The sequence below is a fragment of the Rhodococcus sp. PSi06 genome (assembly GCF_054960675.1).
Window position 1 is genome coordinate 211549 of the sequence record NZ_JBHNYO010000003.1, and the last position, 22302, is coordinate 233850.

A 22302-nucleotide genomic window follows, 5' to 3' on the forward strand; every position below is an offset into this window, starting at 1 on the left:
CGGTCTGCACCATCGATCCTAGGCGGTATCTCGGCGTAGTAGCGCGAGTGGAGCCTGCGGAATGAGCCGGAAGGCGCGAGTGGAGCCTGCGGATCGGAAATCGGTCAGGTCGTCGAAGCGCCGATGCCGACGTCGGCGGTGGACGCACGCATCAGGGTCGTCAGTTCTCCGACGAATGCGGCCATCACCGATCGCGCCACCGCGGTGTCGGGGAAACGCGATCGCAGGGACACACCCGATCGAGTACGGGAGATCCAGAACTGGGCATCGTCGGACACGGTGGCGTTACTGATGTGATGAGCGTTGGACTCGTCGAACCGTTCGTGTCCCTCGATTCTGGTGTAGTCGATGTACGACACCATGAACACGTCCTGACGCGACAGCGTGAATGCGTCTGCGAGGTTGTTCAGAACCTGTGGGATCGGAACGGTGCTGAGGGGGAGTGCTCGACGAAACGCGGTGTGTGCGGCGCAGATCGTGGAGGATAAGTCGGCTCGGACGGGCACGGTCATGGGTGCGTTGGTGGTGAACCATCCGAGTGCGCGCGAGAACTGCGCACGGTGCCGGGTGTGCAGGGGGAACAGGAAAGGCACGTACTGCGGCCCCCCGATGGCGGCAATGGCGTGCGCTGTCGAAGCGACCACACCCGCGAACATTCCCGCACCGGCCCGAACGCAGAGTTCCTCGAACTCCAGGGTCTGCGACGCGTCGAGTAGCTGATGCACAGTGGTGGCCTGAGTGGCTGTTTCACCCTCTGCCACTCCCAGATCGAACGGGAACCGCGGTGTGGTGCCGCCGCATTCGATGAGGAAGTTCGACCACTGCACCATGCGCTCGTCCGCTGGATTCACCAGTGGCTCGACGGACTCGATGCGGCAGTACTCGACGAAACCGCCGACCGGAGGTAGATCGACCGTCGGGTTCGAAGGGCAGCGGCGATAGGCGTCGTACAAGGTGTGCATCTCGTCGACGACGACTGCTATGGACATGGCGTCCACGTTGGCGTGGTCGAAAGCGCAGAGCACCGTCGAGATGTCCGGTCGATCGATTCCGAAGCAGCCGTACGACGGAAAGCGTCCTGCACCGCAGCGTCGTTCGAGTGCGGCTCGGAGGTGGTCTCGCAGCTTGGGCGTGGAGGAGAACTCGGATCGAGCGCCGTGCCTCATCTCGATGGCACCCGGCATGTACAGCGTCCGCTCGATACCGGTCGCCGTGGACACGAACGAACTTCGCAGCGTGTCGTGGCGGTCGATCAGGTACTCGAACGCCCACCCGAGTGCCTCGACATCGAGGCTGCCCGGTACGTCGAATGCACCGGCGATCCACACGCGTTCCGCTTCGCCCAGATCCCCCAGGTGGAACCGTTGATTGAACGAGGGCGGAACGGGAGACGGCTGTGGTTCGCCGACGACGATCGCCGAGAATTCGACCAGGGCACCTGCCCGAGGGGCGTACTCAGTGATCGACGTGACCTGCACCGGCCGGCTCCTGAACGAGATGGTCGAGCGAGAGCGTGTAATCACCCTCGCGTGCAATGGTTTCGAGTACACGCGCCAAATGAGCGTGGTAGCGCTCCACCGACGCGGCCGCGATGTCGTTGTCCGGGGTCTGGGCTACCAGGTACAGGTGCTCGCCGTCTCGGTTGATCCACATCGATGCGTTCGATGTGGATCCTTCTCCGGTGAAGTGCTTCGCTCGCGTATCGGCGTCGCGGCCGACGCCAGGGAACCAGCGAAAGTCGATGTAGGACAGCATGTTCGGGCTCACTGCCAACTCGCTTCCCAAGGTTCCGTCCGCCGCGAGCGCGCCCAGTACGGCGTGTACGGGGGCCTCCGCGATCTTCTTGGCCTGCTCGAATCCCGAGTGCGCGAGTGCTGCGACATCGGAGAACTTCTCGTTGCCGGCCACCTCGAACGCAACCGGCGCGAAGTTGACGAACCAGCCCTGAGACTGGGCGTAGTCGCCGTGATGGCGGGCACTGAGGACGGTGATCCCGAAATACTCTGCGGTGCCTGCCAGCTCGAAATCGGTGATCCCGACGGCAGCGAACACGCCGCTGCTCATCCTGGCCCCGGCGGCCTTGCACGCGGCGTCGAAGGCCGCGGTCGAGCCGGCGTCCAACAGATAGCGTTCGACGATACGCACCGGTGCCTTTTCCCCGGGCTCGAGTCCGAGATCGAGGGGGAATCGTGGCATCGCCCCGTCGTGGCGAGCGAAAATGTCTCGCCACGCGGCGATTTCGGGGGAGTCGGGTGCGAAGGTCGCTGCTCGCGCACGCTCGTCTGCGGCGTAGGTGAGGTGGCTACCGGCCGATGCTGGTGTCGGTGCAGGGTCACCGACTTCGAGCGCATAGAGATCGGCCAGTTCGCTGATGACCAGCGCCTGCGAACCGCCATCGGTGAAAGCGTGGTCTGCGCCGTAGTACAGCGTGAAGCTTCCGGGCCTGGCGACGACGCCCACGGCGAATCCGGGCCAGACATCTGCGGTCGCCTCTGTCGAGAAGCGTTGGCGCACATAGCGCTGGAACTCGTCGGGGTCTCTCGACTCGCCGGCGTCCAGCACGTCGAACGCGGCGACCTCGGGTTCCGCCAGGTGACGGACCACGGCTCCGCCGTCGATCTCGAACCAGCATCGCAGGCCCTCGTGCCGCAGAACGTACGCCGCCAGGGCGCGGCTCATCGCAGCGGTGTCCACATCGCCGTCGACCTCGGTCGCCACCCCGGTGTACGCCGTATGAGCGTCACCGCGCAGGCTCGCGGCCCACGCCGCTTTCAAGTGGTCCTCCTGCAGGAACGAGGGAGGAGTCGTATCGACCGGTGCCGCTGCGGCTTTCGCTTCGGCGGCCGGAGTCGGATGCCACTCGAGCAAACGGCCCGGGGCAGGATTCCAGCTGCCCATGGCGGTGATGATCATCGTTGGTTCGTCCTTTGCGATAAGGGCCGCGGGGCGGTCGGGTCCATCACTCTGCGGCGACGGCCACCGACTGCGAGACCGACGTGAGTACCGTATCGCTGGCATCGTCGGAATCGATCACCGCAGTCAGTACCGCCACGAACTCGGTGATGAAGCGATGAACGTTGGTGGACGCGACATCGGAGCTGGGGAAGCGCGCCGAGATGTTCAGTCCTTCGAGCGTGCGGTTGACCCAGAAGTAGACCTCGTCGTCGGCGTGGCAGTTGCTCCGCAGTGCGCGCCCCTTACGGGCCTGCCACTGCGCGGCGTCCGGGAGAAACCGCAGGTCTATGTAGGAGACGACGAATCGGGGGATTTCCGTCGATTCGAGGATCTGGGCAATTTTGGAGTACGGCATGCGCGCGAGCCCTTTGTTCGCCGAGCCCGCCGCTGCCGCTGCCTCGAGCGCCTCGCCGAAAGTGCTTGCGTTGCCGAGTTCGATCTCCATCGGCAGGATCCCGACGTACCAGCCGACCGACGCCGCCCATTTCTGCTCGTCTCTCGTGTGCATCGGCATCACGGTGCGCATCGAGGTCCGGCCGGACAGGCGCGCATTCGTCACCGCGAGGGCAGCAAGTATCCCGGCCTGCATGTTGTACCCGGCAGCGCGGCACGCGGCATTCACGGCGTCCGACTGATCCGAGGTCAACAGCCACGAGGAGATGCTGCTCTGAGCGGCAGGACCGTCGGTCGTCGAAGCCCGTTCGACCGCTACCGGAAGTGGGAAGCCCGGGAAGCGTCCGTTCTCCACGGCCAGGAAGTTCTGCCACGTTCGGACAGCGCTGTGGTCCCTGGTCAGGGTGTCGCCCAATGCGCGCTCGGACTGGCTGAAGTCCACGTAGCTACCCACCTCTGGTAGTTCGGGATCGGTGCCTTCGAGGGCCTGCGCGTACAGCCTGTCGATCTCGTTGATCGCGTAGATCTGGCTGTATGCATCCATCACCGAGTGGTCGGCAGCGAATGCGAGCAGAAACGATTCGCCCGGCCCGTTCGAGAGGGCACGAGATGCATCGTCGGGTTCGATGGTCGCGAGTACGAAGTGCGGCCATGCCGTCGGCGATACGGTCTCGCCGAACCAGGAGTGCAGATGGCTGAACACCTGTGTCTCGGTGCGTGGTTCGGTGTGCGCGCGATCCACGACCCGTACGGCATCCGTCGGTGCGGTGTAGCGCTGCCACGTATCGGATGCGGTGTCGCGACGGACTTTGGTCCGAAAAGCCTCGTGTCGTCCCATGTACGCGACGATGGTCGCCCGCACTGCTTCGACGTCGTAGCGGCGGTGAATCTCGAACACGGTCCCGATCCACGAGCCGGGGGCGCTGCGTTCGCAATGATCCTGATGTGTGAAAGACAGCCCGCGGGGGTCCGATTCCCACCGATCGTCGTCGATGCGTGGGACCCACTCGGTGAGCCGCCCGGCGGGAAGTGGGTAGTCGGCGAGTTCGGTGTATTCCATGTGAGTCCTCTTTCGTCCCGGGCCATGCCAGCGGAGTTCGGCGTCAGTTCGGTATCAGGTTCGATTACGGTCGAGCCGTAGATGTAAAGCGGATGTCGTATGACCGTGTATTCGCCTTGTGGTTTATCTGATTTCTGCTATCCGCATCGAAAGAACAACGTCGTTGCTGTCGACCCGAAGTGAGTCCAGAAGTCACGATAAGGGCTACGTGGAACTATTTCGCGACGCGTAGAAGTAATACTTCTCACTACCGAAGCTCTTGACCGCCCATCCGTGCTCACCTGCGGTAGCTGTACCCGGTTGAGGCATCTTACGACGAATTCACTGAATGCGCACTTCGCTTTGATGACGGGTCACAATAACAGCACGTTCGGTATTTATTTCTCGGTGAAGTGCGACTTCGCCGGCCCGGTCCGTGAACATGACCCCCGGCACAGCGCGGCGACGATTGCCTACATATCCTTTGCCGAGTGCGAATGCATTTCCCCGACCAATTGACACCACCGATTCGTTGCGTGGATGTAGTAGGTTCGGCGCGTGACTCGAATTGGATTTGCCGATCACCTATTCTTGCGAATGCACCACGGCATCGGATATCCCGTCTATAACCAGTTTCTTTGGTGGTTCGACCGAACTGTCCAGCGGGGAGACCTGGAAAAACTTCACGACAACCTGTCCGACGGTCTGCTTGCGCGACGGGTGCACGCGCCGTCGGTGCCGACTGCTCGTGAGCGTTGGGTTGATTCGACGGTTTCTCACCCACTGGATGTTCATCCGGAGTCCATCGATTCTTCCGAGATTCTGGTGTGGGCCGAGGGCTGCATCAGTACCGCCATCGACCCTGAGACGGGCCTCGGCTGGCGGTTGTCGGCTGCGCCATTGGCGCGGGGTGGGACGGTTCTGTCGTTGGTCGCCTCGCACATGGTTGCCGACGGCGGCGCTCTGGTCGCGGCGTTCCGGGCGGCAAATTCGCGAGTTCAGCAGTCGCGGCTGACGCCGGCCGCGCAGGGATTGGCCGCGATCGGCGGCGACGTGAAAGACGCGGCGGAGCAACTTCGATCCGCCGCCGGCTGGCTGTTGAACTCCGCGGTATCGGCCCTGCCCATCCCCGCCGGATCCGTACCGACGCCCTCATCCCCCCGGGTGAGCCCGAGGCGCTCCCAGGTCCCGATCGAACCGGCGGCCGACTCCGAGTGGACGGCGCCCCATGTGGTCGCCGAGGTGAACGCAGCCACGTGGAACGAGGTGGCCACGACGTGGGGTGGCACGTCGAACTCGCTGTTCATCGCGGTCCTCACCGCCGCATCCGGGAACGCCGGCCGCGCTTCCATCGGAGACACGGTGCAGTGGTCCCTGCCGGTGAGCGATCGCACCGACGCCGATATCCGTTCCAACGCAACGAAGATCGTCAAGATCGAGGTCCCTGTCACCGACGCCACTGCCCTCGACCTGTCGCCGATCCGGTCGATCAGCAAGGCCGCATTCACTGCGTTCGCCGCGAGGCAGGCAGCCGGTCACGCGCCTGCCGGTATCTCGCAGGCCCTCGTTCAGATGCTGCCCGATGTCGTGGTGGCCCGCATTCCGCAGCCTCGCGACGGTGCCGAAGGACTGGCGTCCAACCTGGGTGTGTTGCCGGACGACTTCATTACGGTGGCGGGTGTGCGCGCTCGCGCGGTGTCGGGCCGAGCAACGTTCTTCGGTGCCGACGCAGAGTTCGCTCGCTCGCTCGACGGTGGACTCACGGCCTGGGTATGCGAGACGGACGCCGCCGTCACCCTGACCGTCCATGCCATGGATCCAGATCGATTCCCCGACAACCGAATGCTGCGCGAACACGTGACCTCGGCCTTGGCTCGGTGGGGATTGTCCGCGCGCTTCTGGTGACGGTGTCACCGGCCGTGGGCAGCAGCCTCGGCGATGTGTGCGGCGGCAGCCACGGCTGCGCGGGTCGATGCCACGGTAGCGGCGAGTTCCCGTGCCGCGGCTCTGGCGGCGTCGGTGGTGATGCCGGTGATTCCCTGCAGCAGAACGTCCTCGGACAAGGTCGAGAACTTCGTACTCGCCCCGGCTCCGATACGGCCCAGGGCCGCTCCCCAGTACGGTTGGTCGGCGCTGAACCAGCACACGAGTGTCGGCAGCCCTGCGCGCGCACTCGCAGCGGTGGTGCCCGCACCACCGTGGTGCACGGCTGCCAGACACCGCGGAAACACAGTGGCATGATCGACCGATTCGACGATCATGATGTCGGGATTGTCCCGAGCGGCAAGCGATTCGGTGCCTGCGAGGTCGCTCCAACCGGCGCAGATCAATGCCCGCACGCCCAGCTGCCGGACCACGGTATCGATCATGCGTAACAGTGCAACGGGATCGGGAACCGGCATACTGCCGAATCCGAAATACACCGGCGCGGAACCGGACTGCAGCCATCGCTCGAGTGCGGGAGAGATCTCTCGATGCCCGGTGCTCAGCCCGAGAAATCCGACGAACGGACGCAGTGGGCCCCACTGTTCGGCGAGCCCCGGGAAAAGTGCGGACTCGTAGGCCTGAACCTCGATTCCGCCGTAGCGCTCGGATCGTCTGGGTAGTGAATCGCGAGTGTCCGGCAATCCCAGGGCCCTTCTCTGGGCGTTCTCTCGCGTCTTCATCGATTTCCAGCGAAGTGCCTCGGCCAGCGCCCACATCGACCGGTTGAGCGAATCCGGCAAGGTGACCCCAGGAACCACGGGAACGACACCGTTTCGTCGGAGCGGGCAATAATGCAGGGCGACAAAGGCTTTACCGGTCGCCTCGGCCATGTTGAACGCCATCTCCTGCCCCAGTGAGCCGGTGACGATCGCATCGCCACCCTCCGCCATCCGGGCCAGCTCGGCCGTCATCCGATCCCAACCGTGGTTGGCCAATTCCGCCAGTGCCGTCATCCTGGTTCGCGGGTTCCTGGATTTGATCCGCACCCGAATCAGTTCCGACTCCAGCAGTCGGTGAGTGTCCGGGCCGAACGAGACGACCTGCACGCGTCCGGACTCCGCCGTCTCGCCGCGAACGAAATCCAGAAGGTTGGGGGGCGCGCCGAACACCACATCGTGCCCGCGACGAGCAAGCTCCACGCCGAGAGCCACCCCGGGGGTCACGTCGCCGCGGCTCCCGTTGAAGGGCATCACGAACTTCATACGGTCCTTCGCAGTCACGCCGACTTCGGATCGAACCAACCTATCAGCACCGTCCACCCGGGTCCGATACGGAAAACATATGGCGGGAAACACATTTGCGGGCCATCTGCAGGCGTACGCCCACAGCGATAGGCTCTCGTGGTGGAAAGACTGACGTACGACGACGACCTTTTCCTCCGCATGGAATGCGTTCTCGGGGTACCCGTGGTCAATCAGATCGTATGGCGCTTCGACCGCCCGATTCCGGTCGACGCGCTCGAAGCGATGTGGCACCTGCTCGCCGCCGGCCCTATCGACCGATCCGTTCGGCGGTCGCGGGTACCCGGGGCGCGGGACAGTTGGACCGCCGCGCGCAGACCGGCCGACCCGGTCGTTCTCGGAGATTCGGTGGCCCGCGACGCAATCGACCGGTGGATCGAGAACGAGGCCGCCGTGCGGTTGGATCCGGTCGAGGGACCGGCATGGAGGTTGTCCGCCACGGCAGTCGACAGCGGAGGCACCATCGTGTCGTTGGTGGGCTCCCACGTCGTCGGCGACGGCGGAGCGCTGACCGCGGCTGCGGCGTCCGCTCTGGCCGGACGCGCGGTGCCCGAGGATTTCGAGCGCGTCGGACTCGACGAGGGCGATTCCGCAGCGGCTCGGTCGCGTGCCGACATCGTCGACGGTGTCGGCCGGATGGGAGCGGCGCTCTTCGGTGCGGCGCGAGCTCTCGGCATCGCAGCGACCGACACGATACGAGCGCGAGCCGGGTCCGGTGACGCGACATCCACGCCTTCGAACAGCAGTGCTCCGAACGTGCACCAGCCGCGTGTGATGGTTGCACCCGCGGAAGGGCCGTGGGTGCCGAGCACCGTCGTTGTCGACTGCCTGTCCGCAGACTGGTCCGCTGCCGCATCGAGCAAAGGTGGAAGCTCCAACAGTCTGCTGGTGGCTGTCGTACTCGGCATCCTCACTCGCAGTGGGCGGATCACGGCCGACGAGCAGGTTCGTGTCGCCCTCCCTGTCAGTACGAGGCGGGCGGGCGACGCGCGAGCGAATGCGACTTCCGGTGTCTCGATCCACGTCGACGCCGGGGGAGCGTACCGCGATGATCTCGGGGCAATTCGAGCATCGAGCAAACAGGCATTCCGGGCTCAGGCCGACCGAACTGTCACCACCACCTTCGAGCTGTTCAAACCCCTGATGCAACTGCTCCCCGATGCGATCGTGGCCAGACTTGCCGCGTCCGGATCTGCGCCTCTGTGTCTGTGCTCCAATCTCGGCAGCCGTGGTGTCGCGCTTCGAACCATCGGTGGGGTCGACGCCACCGCGGTGGCGATGAGGTCGATCACACAGAACACCGATGTGTCCCTGCTGCGGCGCACCGGGGGCGGCATCAGCGCGTGGTGGAACGAATCCGGCGAGCGCGCGACTTTGTGCGTCACCGGACTCGATCCGGACAGATTCCCCAGCAAGGAGCACCTGCGCGGTCTTGTCGGGGCCGAATACGACAGCTGGGGTCTGACGGCCGAATTCTGGTGACCTCGAGACACTTCACAAATGCGAGCACCGGCGGATTTTCGACCGGATCCCCGGTGCGGCTATGCTTTCCGACTGTTCGACTGTTCGAGCAGGTGTGAGAAAGGGAGCGATCCATGGCAGTGGTCGTGTTGTTCGGATCCGAGACCGGTACCGCCGAGGAGGTTGCCGACAAGATCGCGGACGTTCTCGGCGATCATGACGCCGAGGTGCGAGACATGCTCGAGTACGAGGTGTCCGACATCGACACCGACGACGTCCACGTGATCATCTGCTCCACCTACGGAGACGGCGAACTCCCCACCGGTGCGGAGCCGTTCTTCGATGCACTGGTCGAGGATGCACCCGACCTCGCAGGACTCCAGTTCGCAGTGTTCGGTCTGGGCGACCGAGTCTACGAAGACACGTTCAACCGCGGCGGCGAGATCATCGCCGAGAAGCTGACCGAACTCGGCGGCAAGCAGATCGGTACCCACGCGCGACACGACAGCTCGTCCAACATCAAGCCCAAGACAATGGCTGAGGAGTGGGCTCGCGAACTGATCGACCTGCTGCCCTGACAGCGCTTCTGCCCGAACACCGGCATTTCAGGACGCGGCCCGGCCCCACAGCTCGGCCAACGACGTCCCCACTCGGGTCAGCAGAGTTCGGGTGAGCGGTAGACCTATGCCGATCACGGAGGACGGGTCGCCCTCGATGCGGTCCACGAACCAACCGCCGAGCCCGTCCAACGTGAATGCCCCGGCTACTGACAACGGCTCGCCGGAGGCGAGGTAGGCCTCGAGGTCGACCGACGAGGGAGTCGCGAAGTGCACGGTGGTCGAACTGTGTGCCGCGGCCTGCGCCACGACGACGCCCCCCGTCACCCGAAGAACGGCATGACCGGTGAGCAACTCTCCGCTGCTGCCGGCCATCGACTGCCACCGTTCCCTCGCGACGTCGACCGAATGCGGCTTACCGTGTAACCGGCCGCCGATCGACAGCATCGAATCGCAGCCCACGATCACCAGATCGTGTGTCGACTCCGAGAACGTCTCGGCCACTGCTGCCGCCTTGGCTCGGGCCAATTCCGTCACCACCGTTTCCGGGGAAGCCGATGGTCCGAGAGCCTCGGTGAGCGCGTCTTCGTCCACGCCCGATACCCGAACGATCGGCTCGACGCCGGCTCCGCGCAGGACCGACAGGCGCGCGGGCGACGCGGACGCGAGAACCAACCGGATCGAGCCCGTCACGTTCTCCGCGAGCGTCACCGTTGGTGACGGCCCGACGCGGCGTACGAGTACGCCGACTGAGCCGCAAAACGGCGGTGATTGAGCGTCGGCGATCCCCACAGCTCAGCCGGCGCAGACTTGCCCGCCGGCGCTGATTCGCCCTGTGCAGCTGTCAGGACCGACACGAGAGCGGCGAGATCCTCATCGCTCGGATTGCCCTTGACCACCCGAATTTCCGGAGACGCAGCTTCCGGAGACGCAGCGGAGACATCGACCTCGCTCACTGCGTCATGATTCACTTCGCCGCTCATAGTGGGATGTTTCCGTGTTTCTTCGGGGGCAGGGTCACTTGTTTGCGTTCGAGCAGACGCAACGCGGTCACGATCTGCCCACGGGTGTGACTGGGCGGGATGACCGCATCGAGGTACCCGCGTTCGGCAGCGACATACGGGTTGACCAACGTGTCCTCGTACTGCTGCTGCAACTCGAGCCGCAACGCATCGACGTCCTCACCGTTCTTCGCGGCCTCGAGCAACTGCTTGCGGTAGACGAACCCGACCGCACCCGAAGCCCCCATCACCGCGATCTGCGCGGTCGGCCACGCCAAGTTCACATCGGCACCCATGTGCTTGGACCCCATCACGTCGTACGCCCCGCCATAGGCTTTGCGGGTGATGACGGTGATCTTCCCGACCGTCGCCTCCCCATAGGCGTACAACAGTTTCGCCCCGCGCCGGATGATGCCGTTGTATTCCTGCCCCGTGCCGGGCAGGAATCCTGGCACATCGACCAACGTGATGATCGGAACGTTGAAACAATCACACGTGCGCACGAACCGCGCCGCCTTCTCCGAGGCATCGATATCCAAGGTGCCGGCGAACTGGGTGGGTTGATTGGCCACGATCCCCACCGACCGGCCATCGACCCGACCGAACCCGACGATGATGTTGCGGGCCCGCCCTTCTTGGACTTCGAGGAATTCGTCGTCGTCGAGGATCCGGCGGATCACCTCGTGCATGTCGTACGGAGTGTTCGGCGAATCCGGAATCAACGTATCGAGTTCGAGATCCTCCGCCGTCAACGACTCTTCGATCGATCCGACCACCGGATCCGACGCCGCGGTCCGCGGCGCATCGGCCCGATTGTTGCTCGGCAAATAACTCAGTAGGTCACGGACGTAGTCGAGGGCATCGTGCTCCCCCGAGGCGACATAGTGCGCGACGCCGGACTTCTCCATGTGGGTGTGTGCGCCGCCGAGCTCTTCCATCGTCACGTTCTCCCCGGTGACGGTCTTGATCACATCGGGGCCGGTGACGAACATCTGGCTGGTGCCATCGACCATGACCACGAAATCGGTCAACGCCGGTGAATACACGTGCCCACCCGCTGCCGGGCCCATGATCACCGAGATCTGCGGGATCACCCCCGATGCGCGGACGTTGCGGTGGAAGATCTCCCCGTACAACCCCAGCGAGACGACACCTTCCTGGATCCGGGCCCCGGCGCCTTCGTTGATGCCCACCAACGGACGGCCGGTCTTGATCGCCAGATCCATCACCTTGACGATCTTCTCGCCGTAGATCTCCCCCAACGAGCCACCGAAGACGGTCGCGTCCTGGGAGAACACGCACACATCACGGCCGTCGACGGTCCCGTAGCCGGTGACGACACCATCCCCGAGGGGCCGGTTCTCACCCAACCCGAAATTCTGGGACCGGTGCCGCGCCAACGCATCGAGCTCGACGAACGACCCCTCGTCGAGTAACGCCGTGATCCGCTCACGAGCAGTCAACTTGCCCTTCGCGTGGACCCGCTCCACCGCCGCCTCACCCGAGGGATGCTCCGCACCCGCGAGACGTTTACGAAGATCAGCCAATTTACCCGCAGTGGTGTGGATATCGGGTGTTTCGGCCGACCCGGGTGCAGTGGAATCCTGGACGCTGGTCATGGGGCAACACTTTAACTGCGAGTGTGATCTGCGACCCGACCCAGGGTGCTTCGCCGAGAATGTCTGCCGGTCTCGAGCCCATATGCTGGTGCTCATGTGGACAAACCTCGATCGCCCACCGCTCGACGTCCGCGCGCTTCGGCGGGCGCTGGTGGACGGACCGCAGGCGTCGTGGTCTCGGTTGGACATCGTGGCCGAGACCGGTTCGACCAATGCCGATCTGGTGGCCGGGGCAGCGACCTACGCCGACAGGACCGCCCTGATTGCCGAACACCAGGACCACGGTCGCGGTCGGCACTCGAGATCGTTCTCCGGTGCGCCGCGCTCACAGATTTTGCTGTCGATGCTGCTGAAGTTCCCGGGGATCGATCCCGCGGTATTGGGATGGCTGCCGCTGATGACCGGAATCGCACTCGTCGACGCGCTCAGAACCGTCGGGGAAGTCGATGCGCGGCTCAAGTGGCCCAACGATGTGCTGATCGGCGGCAAGAAGGTCTCGGGAATTCTCGCCGAGGTCGCCACGCACGGACCGTCGCCGACGGTGGTCATCGGGCTCGGGGTCAACGTGTCGATGACGGCGGACGAGTTGCCGGTGTCCACGGCCACGTCGCTGGCTCTGGAGAAAGCCGCCGTTCTCGACCGGGACACGCTGGTGCGCGCGATTCTGCGGGGGATGGCCGCCGAGGTGGACTCGTGGCGTGATTCGAACTGGAGTACCGACGCCCTGGCGCACCGGTACAGAGATCGATGCGGCACCATCGGCCAACGCGTTCGTGTCGACCTTCCCGACGGTGAGGAGAAGTTCGGCACTGCCGTCGACGTCGACGAGCACGGCAGAATGATCATCGAGGTGGAGCAACCGGATTCAGGTCGGCTGGCAGTAGCGGCCGGAGACGTCACTCATCTGCGACCCGTGTCGTGAGTTTTCGGGGCGTGAGCGGAGCCTGCGGAGTGACCGGGTCGCCAAGTGCGGTAGTCGAGTAGTCAGGAGTGCACGTGGGGTATCCACAGGATGCGTTGGCAGACGAGGAAGAGTTACTGCTCCATCATCACCCGCACTGGAAGATGCTGATTCTCCCGTCCATCACGTTCGTGCTCGTCACCGGCGTCGCGGGTGTGGCCCTCGGTGTTGCGGGTGCGCGCCTCGAATCGACCGCAGCAGACATTGCCATGATTGCCACTGCGGTGGTGTGGGCGGCGATCGTCGGGTGGCGTTGTCTGATTCCCGCGATCAGTTGGAAATGCACGCATTTCATCGTCACCGACCGACGTGTGCTGATTCGCCAGGGCGTGCTGACTCACTCGGGTATCGACATACCGATGAGTCGAATCAGCAACGTGCAGTTCAGACACGGCCTGCTCGATCGGATGCTGGGCACCGGCACACTCATCATTGCTTCGGCGTCCGACGACCCGCTCGAATTCGACGACATCCCGCACGTGCAGCGCGTCCATTCACTGCTGTACCAGCAGGTCTTCGACTCGATGGAGTACCGTCGCCAGTCCGTGCACGGCCGGGAGGCTGCTTTCGAGCCGATGCCCGACGACTCGCCCGACGACTCGAAACCCGGATGGCGCGCTGGAAAACGCAGGTAACACAGGCTGTTCTCACTTTCGAACCGTAGGGTGACCGATGTGACCGACGTGCTGCTTGCAGAAGACGACGAAGCCATCGCTGCGCCCCTCTCCCGTGCTCTCGGGCGTGAGGGATACACGGTGACCGTCGAACAGACCGGCCCTGCCACCCTTCAGCGCGCATTGGACGGGAAATTCGATCTGCTGATCCTCGACCTCGGCCTGCCGGGCATGGACGGCCTCGAGGTCTGCCGGCAGGTACGCGCCAACCGATCCGAGCTCGCCGTCCTGATGCTCACCGCGCGCACCGACGAGGTCGACTTCGTCGTGGGCCTCGACGCCGGCGCGGACGACTACGTCGGCAAGCCCTTTCGGCTCGCCGAGCTCATGGCCCGTGTGCGTGCCCTGCTTCGACGGCGTGGCGCGGGTGAGGACTCGCCTATCGAGGTCGGAGCCATCCGTCTCGAACCCGCCGCCCGGCGCGTCCTCGTCGGTGGCACCGAGATTTCGCTCGCGAACAAGGAGTACGAGCTGCTGAAGGTTCTGCTCGATCACGCCGGACAAGTGGTCTCCCGCGAGGTGATCCTGCGCGAGGTCTGGGGCGACGCCGAGCTGCGCGGATCGAAGACTCTCGACATGCACATGTCCTGGCTGCGTCGAAAGATCGGCGACGAGGGACCCGTCGCCGAGCGTCGTATCGCGACGGTCCGCGGCGTCGGATTCCGTATCAACAGCGACTAGCCGTCGATGCGGCGTCGAATTCTGGTCTCGATTCTGGCGGTCGTCGGCATGACGGCGCTTCTGCTCGGTTTGCCCTTGATGTACACGGCCTGGTTGTGGGTCGAGGACTTCACCCGCAATGATCTGCAGGCCCGTCTGGACAGAATGGCAGCGGAGATCATCTCGCAGGAGGGTTCGGCCGGTCTGATCGAAGGCCAGCTCGACATCGGCTCTCTCCGATTGGCAATCCCCCGAGGCGGTCGGCTCGTCGTCATCTACCCGACGCCCGAGGATGCCGCATCGCGAGCGGACATCGGCGAGGCGTTCGTAGAACGGCCGCTGGTGGAGTCGCTCTCGATGGGTACTTCGGGTTCCCTCCGACTCGATGTGCCCTCCGACGACATGCGGTCCCTGCAACGGCAAGCCCTGGGGGCGGTGACTCTCGTGGTTCTCGCGTCCGCGATGGCGGGCACGGTGGTGGCCGTCCTGACGGCCAAGCGCCTGGCAGATCCGCTGCAGGACGTGGCCCGACGTGCCGCTCGGCTCGCCGAGGGCGACTTCAGGCCGGACCCCCGACGGCACGGAATAGCCGAACTCGACCGAGTCTCGGAAGTACTCGACTCGGCCACCGTCGAGATCGCCGGCCGTCTGCAGCGCGAACACACACTGGTCGCCGATGTGTCCCACCAACTTCGCAGCCGTCTGACGGCAGTGCGGCTGCGACTGGACGAAATCTCCACACACCCGGATCCGGCTGTGGTGGACGAGGCGAACGAGGCCATGGATCAGGTGGACCGATTGACGCTCGCCATCGACGAGCTCGTTCGGTCCTCCCGCAGCGACGGTGCGGCCGGTGCCCACGAGGTCTCGGTCATCGAGGAACTGACCGGCACGGTCGTCGAATGGCAGCGCAACTTCGAGGACGCAGGCCGTCGCCTGGTGCTCAAGGGTGACAAGGACCTCAAGGCGTCGGTGACCGGTTCACGCCTGCGGGAGGCGGTGTCGGTACTTGTCGACAATTCGTTGGTGCACGGCGACGGTACCTGCACGGTCGCGGTGCGCGCGGTGTCTGCTGTCGAGGACACCGACCGACGTCGTGAACGACTCGTCTGCGTGGAGGTGTCCGACGAGGGACCCGGCGTGAGCAACGAACTTGCGCCGCACATCTTCGATCGCGGCTTCTCCGGAGCCGGCTCCACCGGTGTCGGGTTGGCGCTGGCGAGGGCGCTGGTCGAAGCGGACGGTGGGCGGCTGGAGCTTCAGCGTCGCCGACCTGCCCTGTTCTCGGTGTTCATACCGGCATGGCGTGAACCGTCGCATGCGGTGTCTCGCCGTGAGCCGCGGTGATACTGCTCAGGGCTGATCGAGTGCGTCGGTAGGGTCCTCGTTGCGCTCGGCGTCGATTTCGAGAATCGTGCGCGCGTTCTCCTCGGGGAAGGCAAATCGCCGCAGTGCCCAGAACCGGAACGCCATCTGAAGAAGATTGCCGATGATGTAGTTCAGGACGAAGTCGATGATGACGACCATCGTCAGGGACTCGCTGGTGTCGCGGATGTCGAAGATGTTGTTCGCGATCCACAGTGGACCGGCAGCGATGAGTACGCCGACGCCACTGATGGCGAAGAAGAGCAAGGCCTCGTGGTGTCGCTCGCGTCCACCGCGGTGTTTGAACGCCCATTCGCGATTGAGGAAATAACTCAGCAGGGTTGCCAGGACACCCGAGATGATTTTGGCGATCACCGGCTTCTGCTCGAGCACGGTCAGGCTCAGGGAGTAGAAGATGACGAGGTCGAAGACCATCGTCGTGCCACCCACGATGGCGAACTTGATCAGCTCGCTGTGCCGGATCGCAAGGTCCCTGATGGGCTTGGGTAGGCGTCGAAGCGCGCTTTCGATCGTCGGCACAACGGTGAAGTCTACGAAACGCACCCCCGATCCGACGAACCGACGCTCTGATCATCAGCGTTTCCACAGGTCCTCCTCGGGTCGGCAGACTCGGGTACGGCTGCCGGTTCGGACCGAAACCGCACGACATGACACCATGGTGAGCCGTGACAGGTACCGAACCTCGCCCCACAGCTGCGCGCCCGTCGTCGACCGGAATGCCCGTGGTCACGATGATCGGCGGCGGTCAGCTCGCACGAATGACCCACCAATCGGCCATCGAGCTGGGGCAGACGCTCCGAGTCCTGGCCGCGGGCTCGGACGAGCCGGCAGCCCAGGTGACTCCCGACGTCGTTTTCGGTCACCACGACGACCTCGACGCGCTCCGCACTGCCGCGACCGGATCTCATGCGCTCACCTTCGACCACGAGCACGTGCCCACCGAGCACCTCGAGACTCTGGTCGCCGAAGGTGTCAACGTGCAGCCGCCACCGAGCGCATTGATCTTCGCGCAGGACAAGCTACGGATGCGTCGCAAGCTCGACGAGCTGGGTGCACCCGGCCCCGCATACGCAGAGGTCTCGTGGGCGCAGGACGCCATCGCGTTCGGAGACGAGCACGGCTGGCCGGTGGTCCTCAAAGCGGTCCGCGGCGGCTACGACGGCCGCGGTGTCTGGATGCCCGAGGACGCCGAGGAAGCCGAGGCGATCGTCGCTGCTCAACTCGACCTGGGTGTACCCCTCATGGTGGAGGAGAAGGTCGCGATGCGCCGCGAGTTGTCGGCCATGGTGGCGCGATCGCCGTTCGGTCAGGGTGCGGCGTGGCCCATCGTGCAGACCGTGCAGCGCAACGGCCAGTGTGCCGTCGTGCTGGCACCGGCTCCGGATCTCGACGAGGACGTGGCTACTTTCGCCGGTCGGCTCGCACTCGACATCGCAGGCGCGCTCGGCGTCGTGGGGGATCTGGCGGTCGAGCTGTTCGAGACCACCTCGGGCAAGCTGCTGGTGAACGAACTCGCCATGAGACCGCACAATTCCGGGCACTGGACCATGGACGGGTGCCGCACCTCGCAGTTCGAGCAGCACTTGCGTGCAGTACTGGACTACCCACTCGGCGACACCGACCCGCTGGCTCCACTGACCGTGATGGCCAACATCCTGGGTGCACCTCAGGCAACGGAGATGACGATGGACGAGCGGCTCCACCACCTGTTCGCTCGCATGCCCGACGCGAAGGTGCACCTGTACGGAAAAGGTGAGCGCAAAGACCGCAAGATCGGCCACGTGAACATCCTGGGTTCGTCGTCCGGTTCGCTCGCAGACCCTGCCTACGTGGCGGACGTGCGCGATCGGGCCGAACGCGCAGCGCACTGGATGTCGCACGCCGAATGGACCGACGGATGGGATCCACACGATGACTGACAACTCCACCAGCGCAGCCGTGGGCCTGATCATGGGTAGCGACTCCGACTGGCCGACCATGCAGGCTGCCGCAGAAGCGTTGGCAGAGTTCGGGATTCGGTTCGAGGTAGGCGTCGTCTCCGCGCACCGCACCCCGCAACGAATGCTCGATTACGCGCGCGATGCCGCCGGCCGGGGCATTCGGGTGATCATCGCCGGTGCCGGGGGAGCGGCGCATCTGCCGGGGATGGTGGCGTCGGCGACGCCATTGCCGGTCATCGGGGTACCGGTGCCCCTGAAGTACCTCGACGGTATGGATTCGCTGCTCTCGATCGCGCAGATGCCTGCAGGCGTTCCCGTGGCCACGGTCTCCATCGGCGGTGCCCGCAACGCGGGACTGCTCGCGGTGCGCATTCTGGGTGCGTCCGACCCCGCGCTGCAAGAACGGATGTCGGCATTCCAGGCGTCGCTCGAGGCCATGGTGTTGGAGAAGGACCGAGCTCTGCGCACCACCCTGTTGGGCTGAGGGCGTCGATGCCACGAGACGAGCAGATTCGCCGAGCCGGACGGGGTCGTCGGCAGTCCATGCTCGTGACGCGGCTGGCGTTGATCTACGCGCGGGTGTGGCGCGGAACCGCGCACTTCGACGACGAGTTCTCGCTCTTCGTCTGTACCGGCCTGCGCGGTGGCTTCGGCCGCGGCGGAACCACTTTCGGCGGTGCTTATCTGACCCGGGGCAACACTGCTCGTCGTGTTCTGCGGCACGAAGCCGTGCATGCGGATCAGTGGGCGCGGTTCGGACTGACGTTCCCTTTCCGATACCTCGCCGAGGAGGCGAGACACCGCGGTGCTGCGAACAGATACGAAATAGAGGCGGGTCTCGAAGACGGGGGCTACCGACTGCCCGGGTGAGCGCCGCGCCTCGAGACCATGGAGCTCAGGTCAGGGTGGCGGTGACCTTCTCGGTCTCGGACCGACGCTCGGCCTTCGCCTCGTCCGGGTTGGCCACCTGTACCAGCGAGGCACCGGAGACGAGCACCGACAGCAGGCCGTCGATCAGTTCGTCGGCCGTGTTCCAGGATGCACTCGACAGCACGCGATCTGCGGCCGTCCACGAACGGGTGTTGGCTCTCTCACGTGCGGCAGCAAGGACCTCGTCCACCGAACGGCCGTTCAGCGCCGCTGCCTGGTCGTCTCCCGCGATCCGGAACTGGTCGCCGTGCACCCGCACCGAGGTTGCGTAATCGGTCATTCCGATCGGCAGGTCGGGAACAGGCTTGCCGAACGCATCGAGTGAGAAGGCCAGCACCTCGTCGACATCCGGTGCCTCGTCGAGACGATCTGCCGAGACCATGGCCACGTCGGCGGAATCGTCGGGCCCCAACACCACTTCGGCACCGGCCCACCACGCCCCTAGCAATACCGCGGCCGTTTGCCAGTGCGCAGGTAACAGCACACTGACCTTTCCGCCGGCCTCGAACGCCAACTCGTCGCGTAACAGGTTTGCGGTCTTGGCAGCCCAATTCGCGAGCGTCACCGTCGAGACCTCCACCCGTTCACCGGTCGCATCGTCGTAGAACGTGATGCGTGGACCGGCGGGATCAGCCGCGAGGATCGGGTCGAGCAGGGTCTGAGTCAAGTTCGAGGCCACATACGAACCCTAGATGACGGCAATCGGTGTCGTTTAACACGCTGCGCGGCACCGCTCAGTTGACACACATCGGGCCGGTGGAGCCGGCGTCGATCGGAGCCGCGGGTGCTTCCGGGATCGCTGTACCGGCTTCCGGTGCAATGGTCTCGGCGGTTGCTGCCTGCCCGGAACCGGGGCCGGCGTAGTCGTCGGCAAGCACCACCCGAACCGTCTCGGACGCCAGCGTGTCGTCGGCGACGATCTGTACGCCACCGAGAGCGGCCGAGACGGCGCGCGCGGCGGCACTGTCGACGTCGGCGGCCTGGATGCGACTCGCCGAAATGGACGTGCCCTCGTAATTTCCGATGTTCCCGCCGACGTACCCCAATGCGGTCAGCGAACCGGCCACACCGTTGGCGAGGCCCTCGATTCCGCTGTCGTTCGCGACGTCCACGGTCACCATCGACGGATCGACCTGCGGGGCGTCCGAATTCTCGGCATTGGTCTCTGCCGAATTGCCGTCACCGAGCAGCCCTGCGACGTATTTCTTCACTGCAGCGGGATCGACCTGGACGATCGATTCGCCGTAGTCCGTCGTGGCATTGATGTCGACGGCGGGGATGGTCTCGAACTTGACCTTGCCGCCGGCGAGATCCTGCAGACGCGTAGCGAATTGCAGTATGTCCCAGTCCGAATCGAGGGTCACCGAGCGCTGCACCGCAGTGCTGAGTTGACCCAGTTTGCTCGGGTTGCTCAGCGTCTTGGCGCTCAGCACACTCCGGACGAGCGAGGCCATGAACACCTGTTGGCGGACGATGCGGTCCAGGTCGCCGCGGGGGAGGTCGTGCCGTTGTCGGACGAAGCTCAGCGCTTGCGAACCGGCCAGGTTCTGCTCGCCGGCGGGAAAATTGGCACCCGAAAGTGGTTCTTGCACAGGGTTGTTCAGGCATACCTCGACGCCACCGACGGCATCGGTCAACAGTACGAAGCCGAGCAATCCCACCTCGGCGTAGTGATCGACAGTGATTCCGGTCAAGTTCGCGACCGACTCGATCAGAGCCTCGCGACCTGCCTCGATGGCCTGCGACTCCGCGTCGGCGTCCGCAGTACCTTGCTCCACCAATTCCAGTCGCTTGTTCTCTTTGGTCGCACCGTACGCGGCGTTGATCTTCGACATTCCGATGCCGGGTACCTCGACGTACGAATCGCGGGGGATGGAAATGGCAGTGGCCGAGGATCCGTCGTTCGGAACGCGGATCAACACGATCGTGTCGGTGTTCGACGCCACTTCTTCACCCGCGTTGAGGGATGCGAGCTCCTCGGGCGACAACGCATTGCCGTGGGCGTCGGTGCGGCTGTCCGTGCCGACCATGAGTATGTCGACTGCGCCGTCCGCTGCTCCGCCGAGGCCGAGACCACCTGCGGTGGCGATGTTCGACCGCAGACTGTCGACGCTGCGCCACGCGAAACCCGTCACGAGAAGAACGAGGATCGACAGGACGGCGATCGCGACGTGCGTCGCGGGCCACCGGCGACCGGCGTGCGCGGTCGGGATTGCGGGCTCGGATTCGGGTTGTCCGAGTGGAGTGCGTGCATCCCCGTGTCTCGGCCGGCGCGATCTCGCGGTCGATTCGCGGGCGCTGCGTTCGCGCGATCGCCTGGGGCCACGCTCTTCTTCACCCGCGTATCGACGTGCGGTTCGCGCGTCGGAATCGTCGGGGCGGTACGCGCCACGTGCGTCGGAACCGTCGGGTCGCCGGGGAGTGCGCCGCCGCGGCGGGGGAGTGCGCTCACCTCCGGGCGTGCCTGAATCTCGTGGCACCGTTCACGACCCTCTCTCGTTTCGGCTGACCTCGGCAGCCGACTGCTTCGTTCTCCCCCCGCCGTTCGAAGGTTACTTGCCGGTGGTCGCTGCCTCGCCCAACCGAACCCGGCGTGCCACACTTGGCAACCGTGAATGCGATCGTGGTGACCGGTGCACACGGCCAGTTGGGCCGCCGAGTGGTGGCCCTGGCGGCGGAGCGAGGTGACGGTGCCGAGGTGCTCGCCTATTCGTCCGCCGACCTGGACATCACCGATCCCGACGCGGTGGCTGCCGCGGTCGGTACGGGGGCCACGGTGATCAACTGCGCTGCCTACACCGCGGTCGACGCTGCCGAGACCGACGAGGCCAGGGCAATGGCCGTCAACGCGGACGGCCCTCGAAATCTCGCGCGCACGTGCGGGCGTGTCGGGGCGCGGCTGATCCACGTCTCCACCGATTATGTGTTCGACGGCACAGCGACCGAACCGTACGAGGTGGACTCGAAGACCGCGCCGCAGTCGGCGTACGGTCGCACCAAGCTGGCCGGCGAGCGCGCGGTGCGAGAGGAACTGCCCGAGGCCGTCGTCGTGCGGACCGCGTGGGTGTACGACAACACCGGCAAGAACTTCGTGACCACGATGCGACGACTCGAAGGTGAGCGGGAGACGCTGTCGGTGGTGAACGACCAGATCGGGTCGCCTACGTTCGCCTTGGATCTGGCGTCGGGCCTGCTCGAGATCGAAGCGGACCCCACCACAGCGGGACGAACCCTGCACTACACCAACGCAGGGCAGGCCAGCTGGTTCGACCTCGCCCGCGCGGTGTTCACGCACATCGGTGCCGATGCCGATCGGGTGCAGCCGTGTTCGAGCGCCGAATACGTCGTCCCGGCCCCCAGGCCGGCCTACTCGGTACTCTCTTCCGCCGCGTGGATCGACGCAGGCTTGACGCCCGCACGCCCGTGGTCGGACGCCCTGACAGCGGCCCTGACGCACTCGACGTGAGGGTTGCACCGGTGCTCCGGCTAGTCTTGCCCG

21 protein-coding genes are annotated in these 22302 nt (G+C 65.1%); 11 read left to right on the forward strand and 10 right to left on the reverse strand.

Annotated features, from left to right (window positions below):
* Window positions 1-104: 104 nt before the first annotated feature.
* From ACFI9K_RS05715 to ACFI9K_RS05725, 3 genes are read right to left on the reverse strand one after another with little or no spacing between them, the layout of a single operon-like run.
* Window positions 105-1478, reverse strand: a complete 1374-nt coding sequence (locus ACFI9K_RS05715) for a condensation domain-containing protein (protein WP_462662618.1) — start codon at window positions 1476-1478, stop codon at window positions 105-107.
* On the reverse strand, window positions 1456-2913 hold the full coding sequence (locus ACFI9K_RS05720; protein WP_462662619.1) for a condensation domain-containing protein: 1458 nt from the start codon (window positions 2911-2913) through the stop codon (window positions 1456-1458). Before ACFI9K_RS05720 ends, ACFI9K_RS05715 begins: the two co-directional genes overlap by 23 nt.
* A 46-nt stretch (window positions 2914-2959) precedes the next feature.
* Window positions 2960-4408, reverse strand: coding sequence for a condensation domain-containing protein (locus ACFI9K_RS05725; RefSeq protein ID WP_462662620.1), 1449 nt, complete (start codon window positions 4406-4408; stop codon window positions 2960-2962).
* Window positions 4409-4945: 537 nt separating this feature from the next.
* Here ACFI9K_RS05725 and ACFI9K_RS05730 point away from each other — a divergent pair.
* Window positions 4946-6292 carry a hypothetical protein gene (locus ACFI9K_RS05730; RefSeq protein ID WP_462662621.1) on the forward strand — a complete coding sequence of 449 codons (1347 nt, stop codon included), beginning with the start codon at window positions 4946-4948 and terminating at the stop codon, window positions 6290-6292.
* A gap of 5 nt (window positions 6293-6297) precedes the next feature.
* Here ACFI9K_RS05730 and ACFI9K_RS05735 read toward each other — a convergent pair whose 3' ends face one another.
* Complete coding sequence (locus ACFI9K_RS05735) at window positions 6298-7593, reverse strand: glycosyltransferase (RefSeq protein WP_462662622.1); 1296 nt, start codon at window positions 7591-7593, stop codon at window positions 6298-6300.
* 123 nt (window positions 7594-7716) lie between these two features.
* Here ACFI9K_RS05735 and ACFI9K_RS05740 point away from each other — a divergent pair, with 123 nt between their 5' ends.
* The gene (locus tag ACFI9K_RS05740) at window positions 7717-9096 is read left to right on the forward strand and encodes a hypothetical protein (protein WP_462662623.1); all 1380 of its coding nucleotides are present in this window, start codon (window positions 7717-7719) and stop codon (window positions 9094-9096) included.
* A gap of 113 nt (window positions 9097-9209) precedes the next feature.
* Complete coding sequence (locus ACFI9K_RS05745; RefSeq protein WP_462662624.1) at window positions 9210-9653, forward strand: flavodoxin domain-containing protein; 444 nt, start codon at window positions 9210-9212, stop codon at window positions 9651-9653.
* 27 nt (window positions 9654-9680) lie between these two features.
* Here ACFI9K_RS05745 and ACFI9K_RS05750 read toward each other — a convergent pair whose 3' ends face one another.
* Genes ACFI9K_RS05750 through ACFI9K_RS05760 form a run of 3 tightly spaced genes read right to left on the reverse strand, consistent with a single transcriptional unit; the run spans window position 9681 to window position 12252 of the window.
* The gene (locus ACFI9K_RS05750) at window positions 9681-10325 is read right to left on the reverse strand and encodes a Maf family protein (protein WP_462662625.1); all 645 of its coding nucleotides are present in this window, start codon (window positions 10323-10325) and stop codon (window positions 9681-9683) included.
* 14 nt (window positions 10326-10339) lie between these two features.
* A complete protein-coding gene (locus ACFI9K_RS05755; RefSeq protein ID WP_462662626.1) occupies window positions 10340-10615 on the reverse strand; it encodes an acyl-CoA carboxylase subunit epsilon in 276 nt (91 codons plus the stop codon).
* Window positions 10612-12252, reverse strand: coding sequence for an acyl-CoA carboxylase subunit beta (locus tag ACFI9K_RS05760; RefSeq protein ID WP_462662627.1), 1641 nt, complete (start codon window positions 12250-12252; stop codon window positions 10612-10614). Before ACFI9K_RS05760 ends, ACFI9K_RS05755 begins: the two co-directional genes overlap by 4 nt.
* Before the next feature lie 94 nt (window positions 12253-12346).
* Here ACFI9K_RS05760 and ACFI9K_RS05765 point away from each other — a divergent pair, with 94 nt between their 5' ends.
* The 4 genes from ACFI9K_RS05765 to ACFI9K_RS05780 all read left to right on the forward strand — a co-directional run bounded on the left by ACFI9K_RS05765 (window position 12347) and on the right by ACFI9K_RS05780 (window position 15894).
* The gene (locus tag ACFI9K_RS05765; RefSeq protein ID WP_462662628.1) at window positions 12347-13174 is read left to right on the forward strand and encodes a biotin--[acetyl-CoA-carboxylase] ligase; all 828 of its coding nucleotides are present in this window, start codon (window positions 12347-12349) and stop codon (window positions 13172-13174) included.
* 74 nt (window positions 13175-13248) lie between these two features.
* Entirely contained in the window at window positions 13249-13848 is a 600-nt protein-coding gene (locus tag ACFI9K_RS05770; protein ID WP_462662629.1) for a PH domain-containing protein, read from the forward strand.
* Window positions 13849-13887: 39 nt separating this feature from the next.
* Window positions 13888-14568 carry a response regulator transcription factor gene (locus ACFI9K_RS05775; protein WP_462662630.1) on the forward strand — a complete coding sequence of 227 codons (681 nt, stop codon included), beginning with the start codon at window positions 13888-13890 and terminating at the stop codon, window positions 14566-14568.
* 6 nt (window positions 14569-14574) lie between these two features.
* The gene (locus ACFI9K_RS05780) at window positions 14575-15894 is read left to right on the forward strand and encodes a sensor histidine kinase (RefSeq protein ID WP_462662631.1); all 1320 of its coding nucleotides are present in this window, start codon (window positions 14575-14577) and stop codon (window positions 15892-15894) included.
* 6 nt (window positions 15895-15900) lie between these two features.
* Here ACFI9K_RS05780 and ACFI9K_RS05785 read toward each other — a convergent pair whose 3' ends face one another.
* Window positions 15901-16452 carry a GtrA family protein gene (locus ACFI9K_RS05785; protein ID WP_462662632.1) on the reverse strand — a complete coding sequence of 184 codons (552 nt, stop codon included), beginning with the start codon at window positions 16450-16452 and terminating at the stop codon, window positions 15901-15903.
* A gap of 197 nt (window positions 16453-16649) precedes the next feature.
* Between ACFI9K_RS05785 and ACFI9K_RS05790 the strand changes: the two genes are divergently transcribed.
* From ACFI9K_RS05790 to ACFI9K_RS05800, 3 genes are read left to right on the forward strand one after another with little or no spacing between them, the layout of a single operon-like run.
* Window positions 16650-17852, forward strand: coding sequence for a 5-(carboxyamino)imidazole ribonucleotide synthase (locus ACFI9K_RS05790; protein WP_462662743.1), 1203 nt, complete (start codon window positions 16650-16652; stop codon window positions 17850-17852).
* On the forward strand, window positions 17845-18357 hold the full coding sequence (gene purE / locus ACFI9K_RS05795; protein ID WP_462662633.1) for a 5-(carboxyamino)imidazole ribonucleotide mutase: 513 nt from the start codon (window positions 17845-17847) through the stop codon (window positions 18355-18357). The genes ACFI9K_RS05790 and purE overlap by 8 nt, the downstream gene beginning before the upstream one ends.
* Window positions 18358-18365: 8 nt before the next feature.
* Window positions 18366-18743: a hypothetical protein gene (locus tag ACFI9K_RS05800; protein ID WP_462662634.1), complete on the forward strand. Its 378-nt coding sequence runs from the start codon at window positions 18366-18368 to the stop codon at window positions 18741-18743.
* Window positions 18744-18768: 25 nt separating this feature from the next.
* Here ACFI9K_RS05800 and ACFI9K_RS05805 read toward each other — a convergent pair whose 3' ends face one another.
* Together ACFI9K_RS05805 and ACFI9K_RS05810 are read right to left on the reverse strand one after the other, a co-directional pair.
* Window positions 18769-19482 carry a TIGR03089 family protein gene (locus tag ACFI9K_RS05805; RefSeq protein ID WP_462662635.1) on the reverse strand — a complete coding sequence of 238 codons (714 nt, stop codon included), beginning with the start codon at window positions 19480-19482 and terminating at the stop codon, window positions 18769-18771.
* A gap of 55 nt (window positions 19483-19537) precedes the next feature.
* Window positions 19538-21016, reverse strand: a complete 1479-nt coding sequence (locus ACFI9K_RS05810) for an LCP family protein (protein WP_462662744.1) — start codon at window positions 21014-21016, stop codon at window positions 19538-19540.
* A 398-nt stretch (window positions 21017-21414) separates the two neighbouring features.
* On the opposite strand from ACFI9K_RS05810, the gene rfbD reads away from it, so the two are divergent.
* Window positions 21415-22269 carry a dTDP-4-dehydrorhamnose reductase gene (gene rfbD, locus ACFI9K_RS05815; RefSeq protein ID WP_462662636.1) on the forward strand — a complete coding sequence of 285 codons (855 nt, stop codon included), beginning with the start codon at window positions 21415-21417 and terminating at the stop codon, window positions 22267-22269.
* Window positions 22270-22302: the final 33 nt, after the last annotated feature.

Coding starts and splice junctions, on each gene's coding strand:
- ACFI9K_RS05720 (WP_462662619.1), bottom strand. CDS start 2,913: ATGATCATCACCGCCATGGGCAGCTGGAATCCTGCCCCGGGCCGTTTG.
- ACFI9K_RS05725 (WP_462662620.1), bottom strand. CDS start 4,408: ATGGAATACACCGAACTCGCCGACTACCCACTTCCCGCCGGGCGGCTC.
- ACFI9K_RS05745 (WP_462662624.1), top strand. CDS start 9,210: ATGGCAGTGGTCGTGTTGTTCGGATCCGAGACCGGTACCGCCGAGGAG.
- ACFI9K_RS05755 (WP_462662626.1), bottom strand. CDS start 10,615: ATGAGCGGCGAAGTGAATCATGACGCAGTGAGCGAGGTCGATGTCTCC.
- ACFI9K_RS05760 (WP_462662627.1), bottom strand. CDS start 12,252: ATGACCAGCGTCCAGGATTCCACTGCACCCGGGTCGGCCGAAACACCC.
- ACFI9K_RS05765 (WP_462662628.1), top strand. CDS start 12,347: ATGTGGACAAACCTCGATCGCCCACCGCTCGACGTCCGCGCGCTTCGG.
- ACFI9K_RS05780 (WP_462662631.1), top strand. CDS start 14,575: ATGCGGCGTCGAATTCTGGTCTCGATTCTGGCGGTCGTCGGCATGACG.
- ACFI9K_RS05790 (WP_462662743.1), top strand. CDS start 16,650: ATGCCCGTGGTCACGATGATCGGCGGCGGTCAGCTCGCACGAATGACC.
- purE (WP_462662633.1), top strand. CDS start 17,845: ATGACTGACAACTCCACCAGCGCAGCCGTGGGCCTGATCATGGGTAGC.
- ACFI9K_RS05800 (WP_462662634.1), top strand. CDS start 18,366: ATGCCACGAGACGAGCAGATTCGCCGAGCCGGACGGGGTCGTCGGCAG.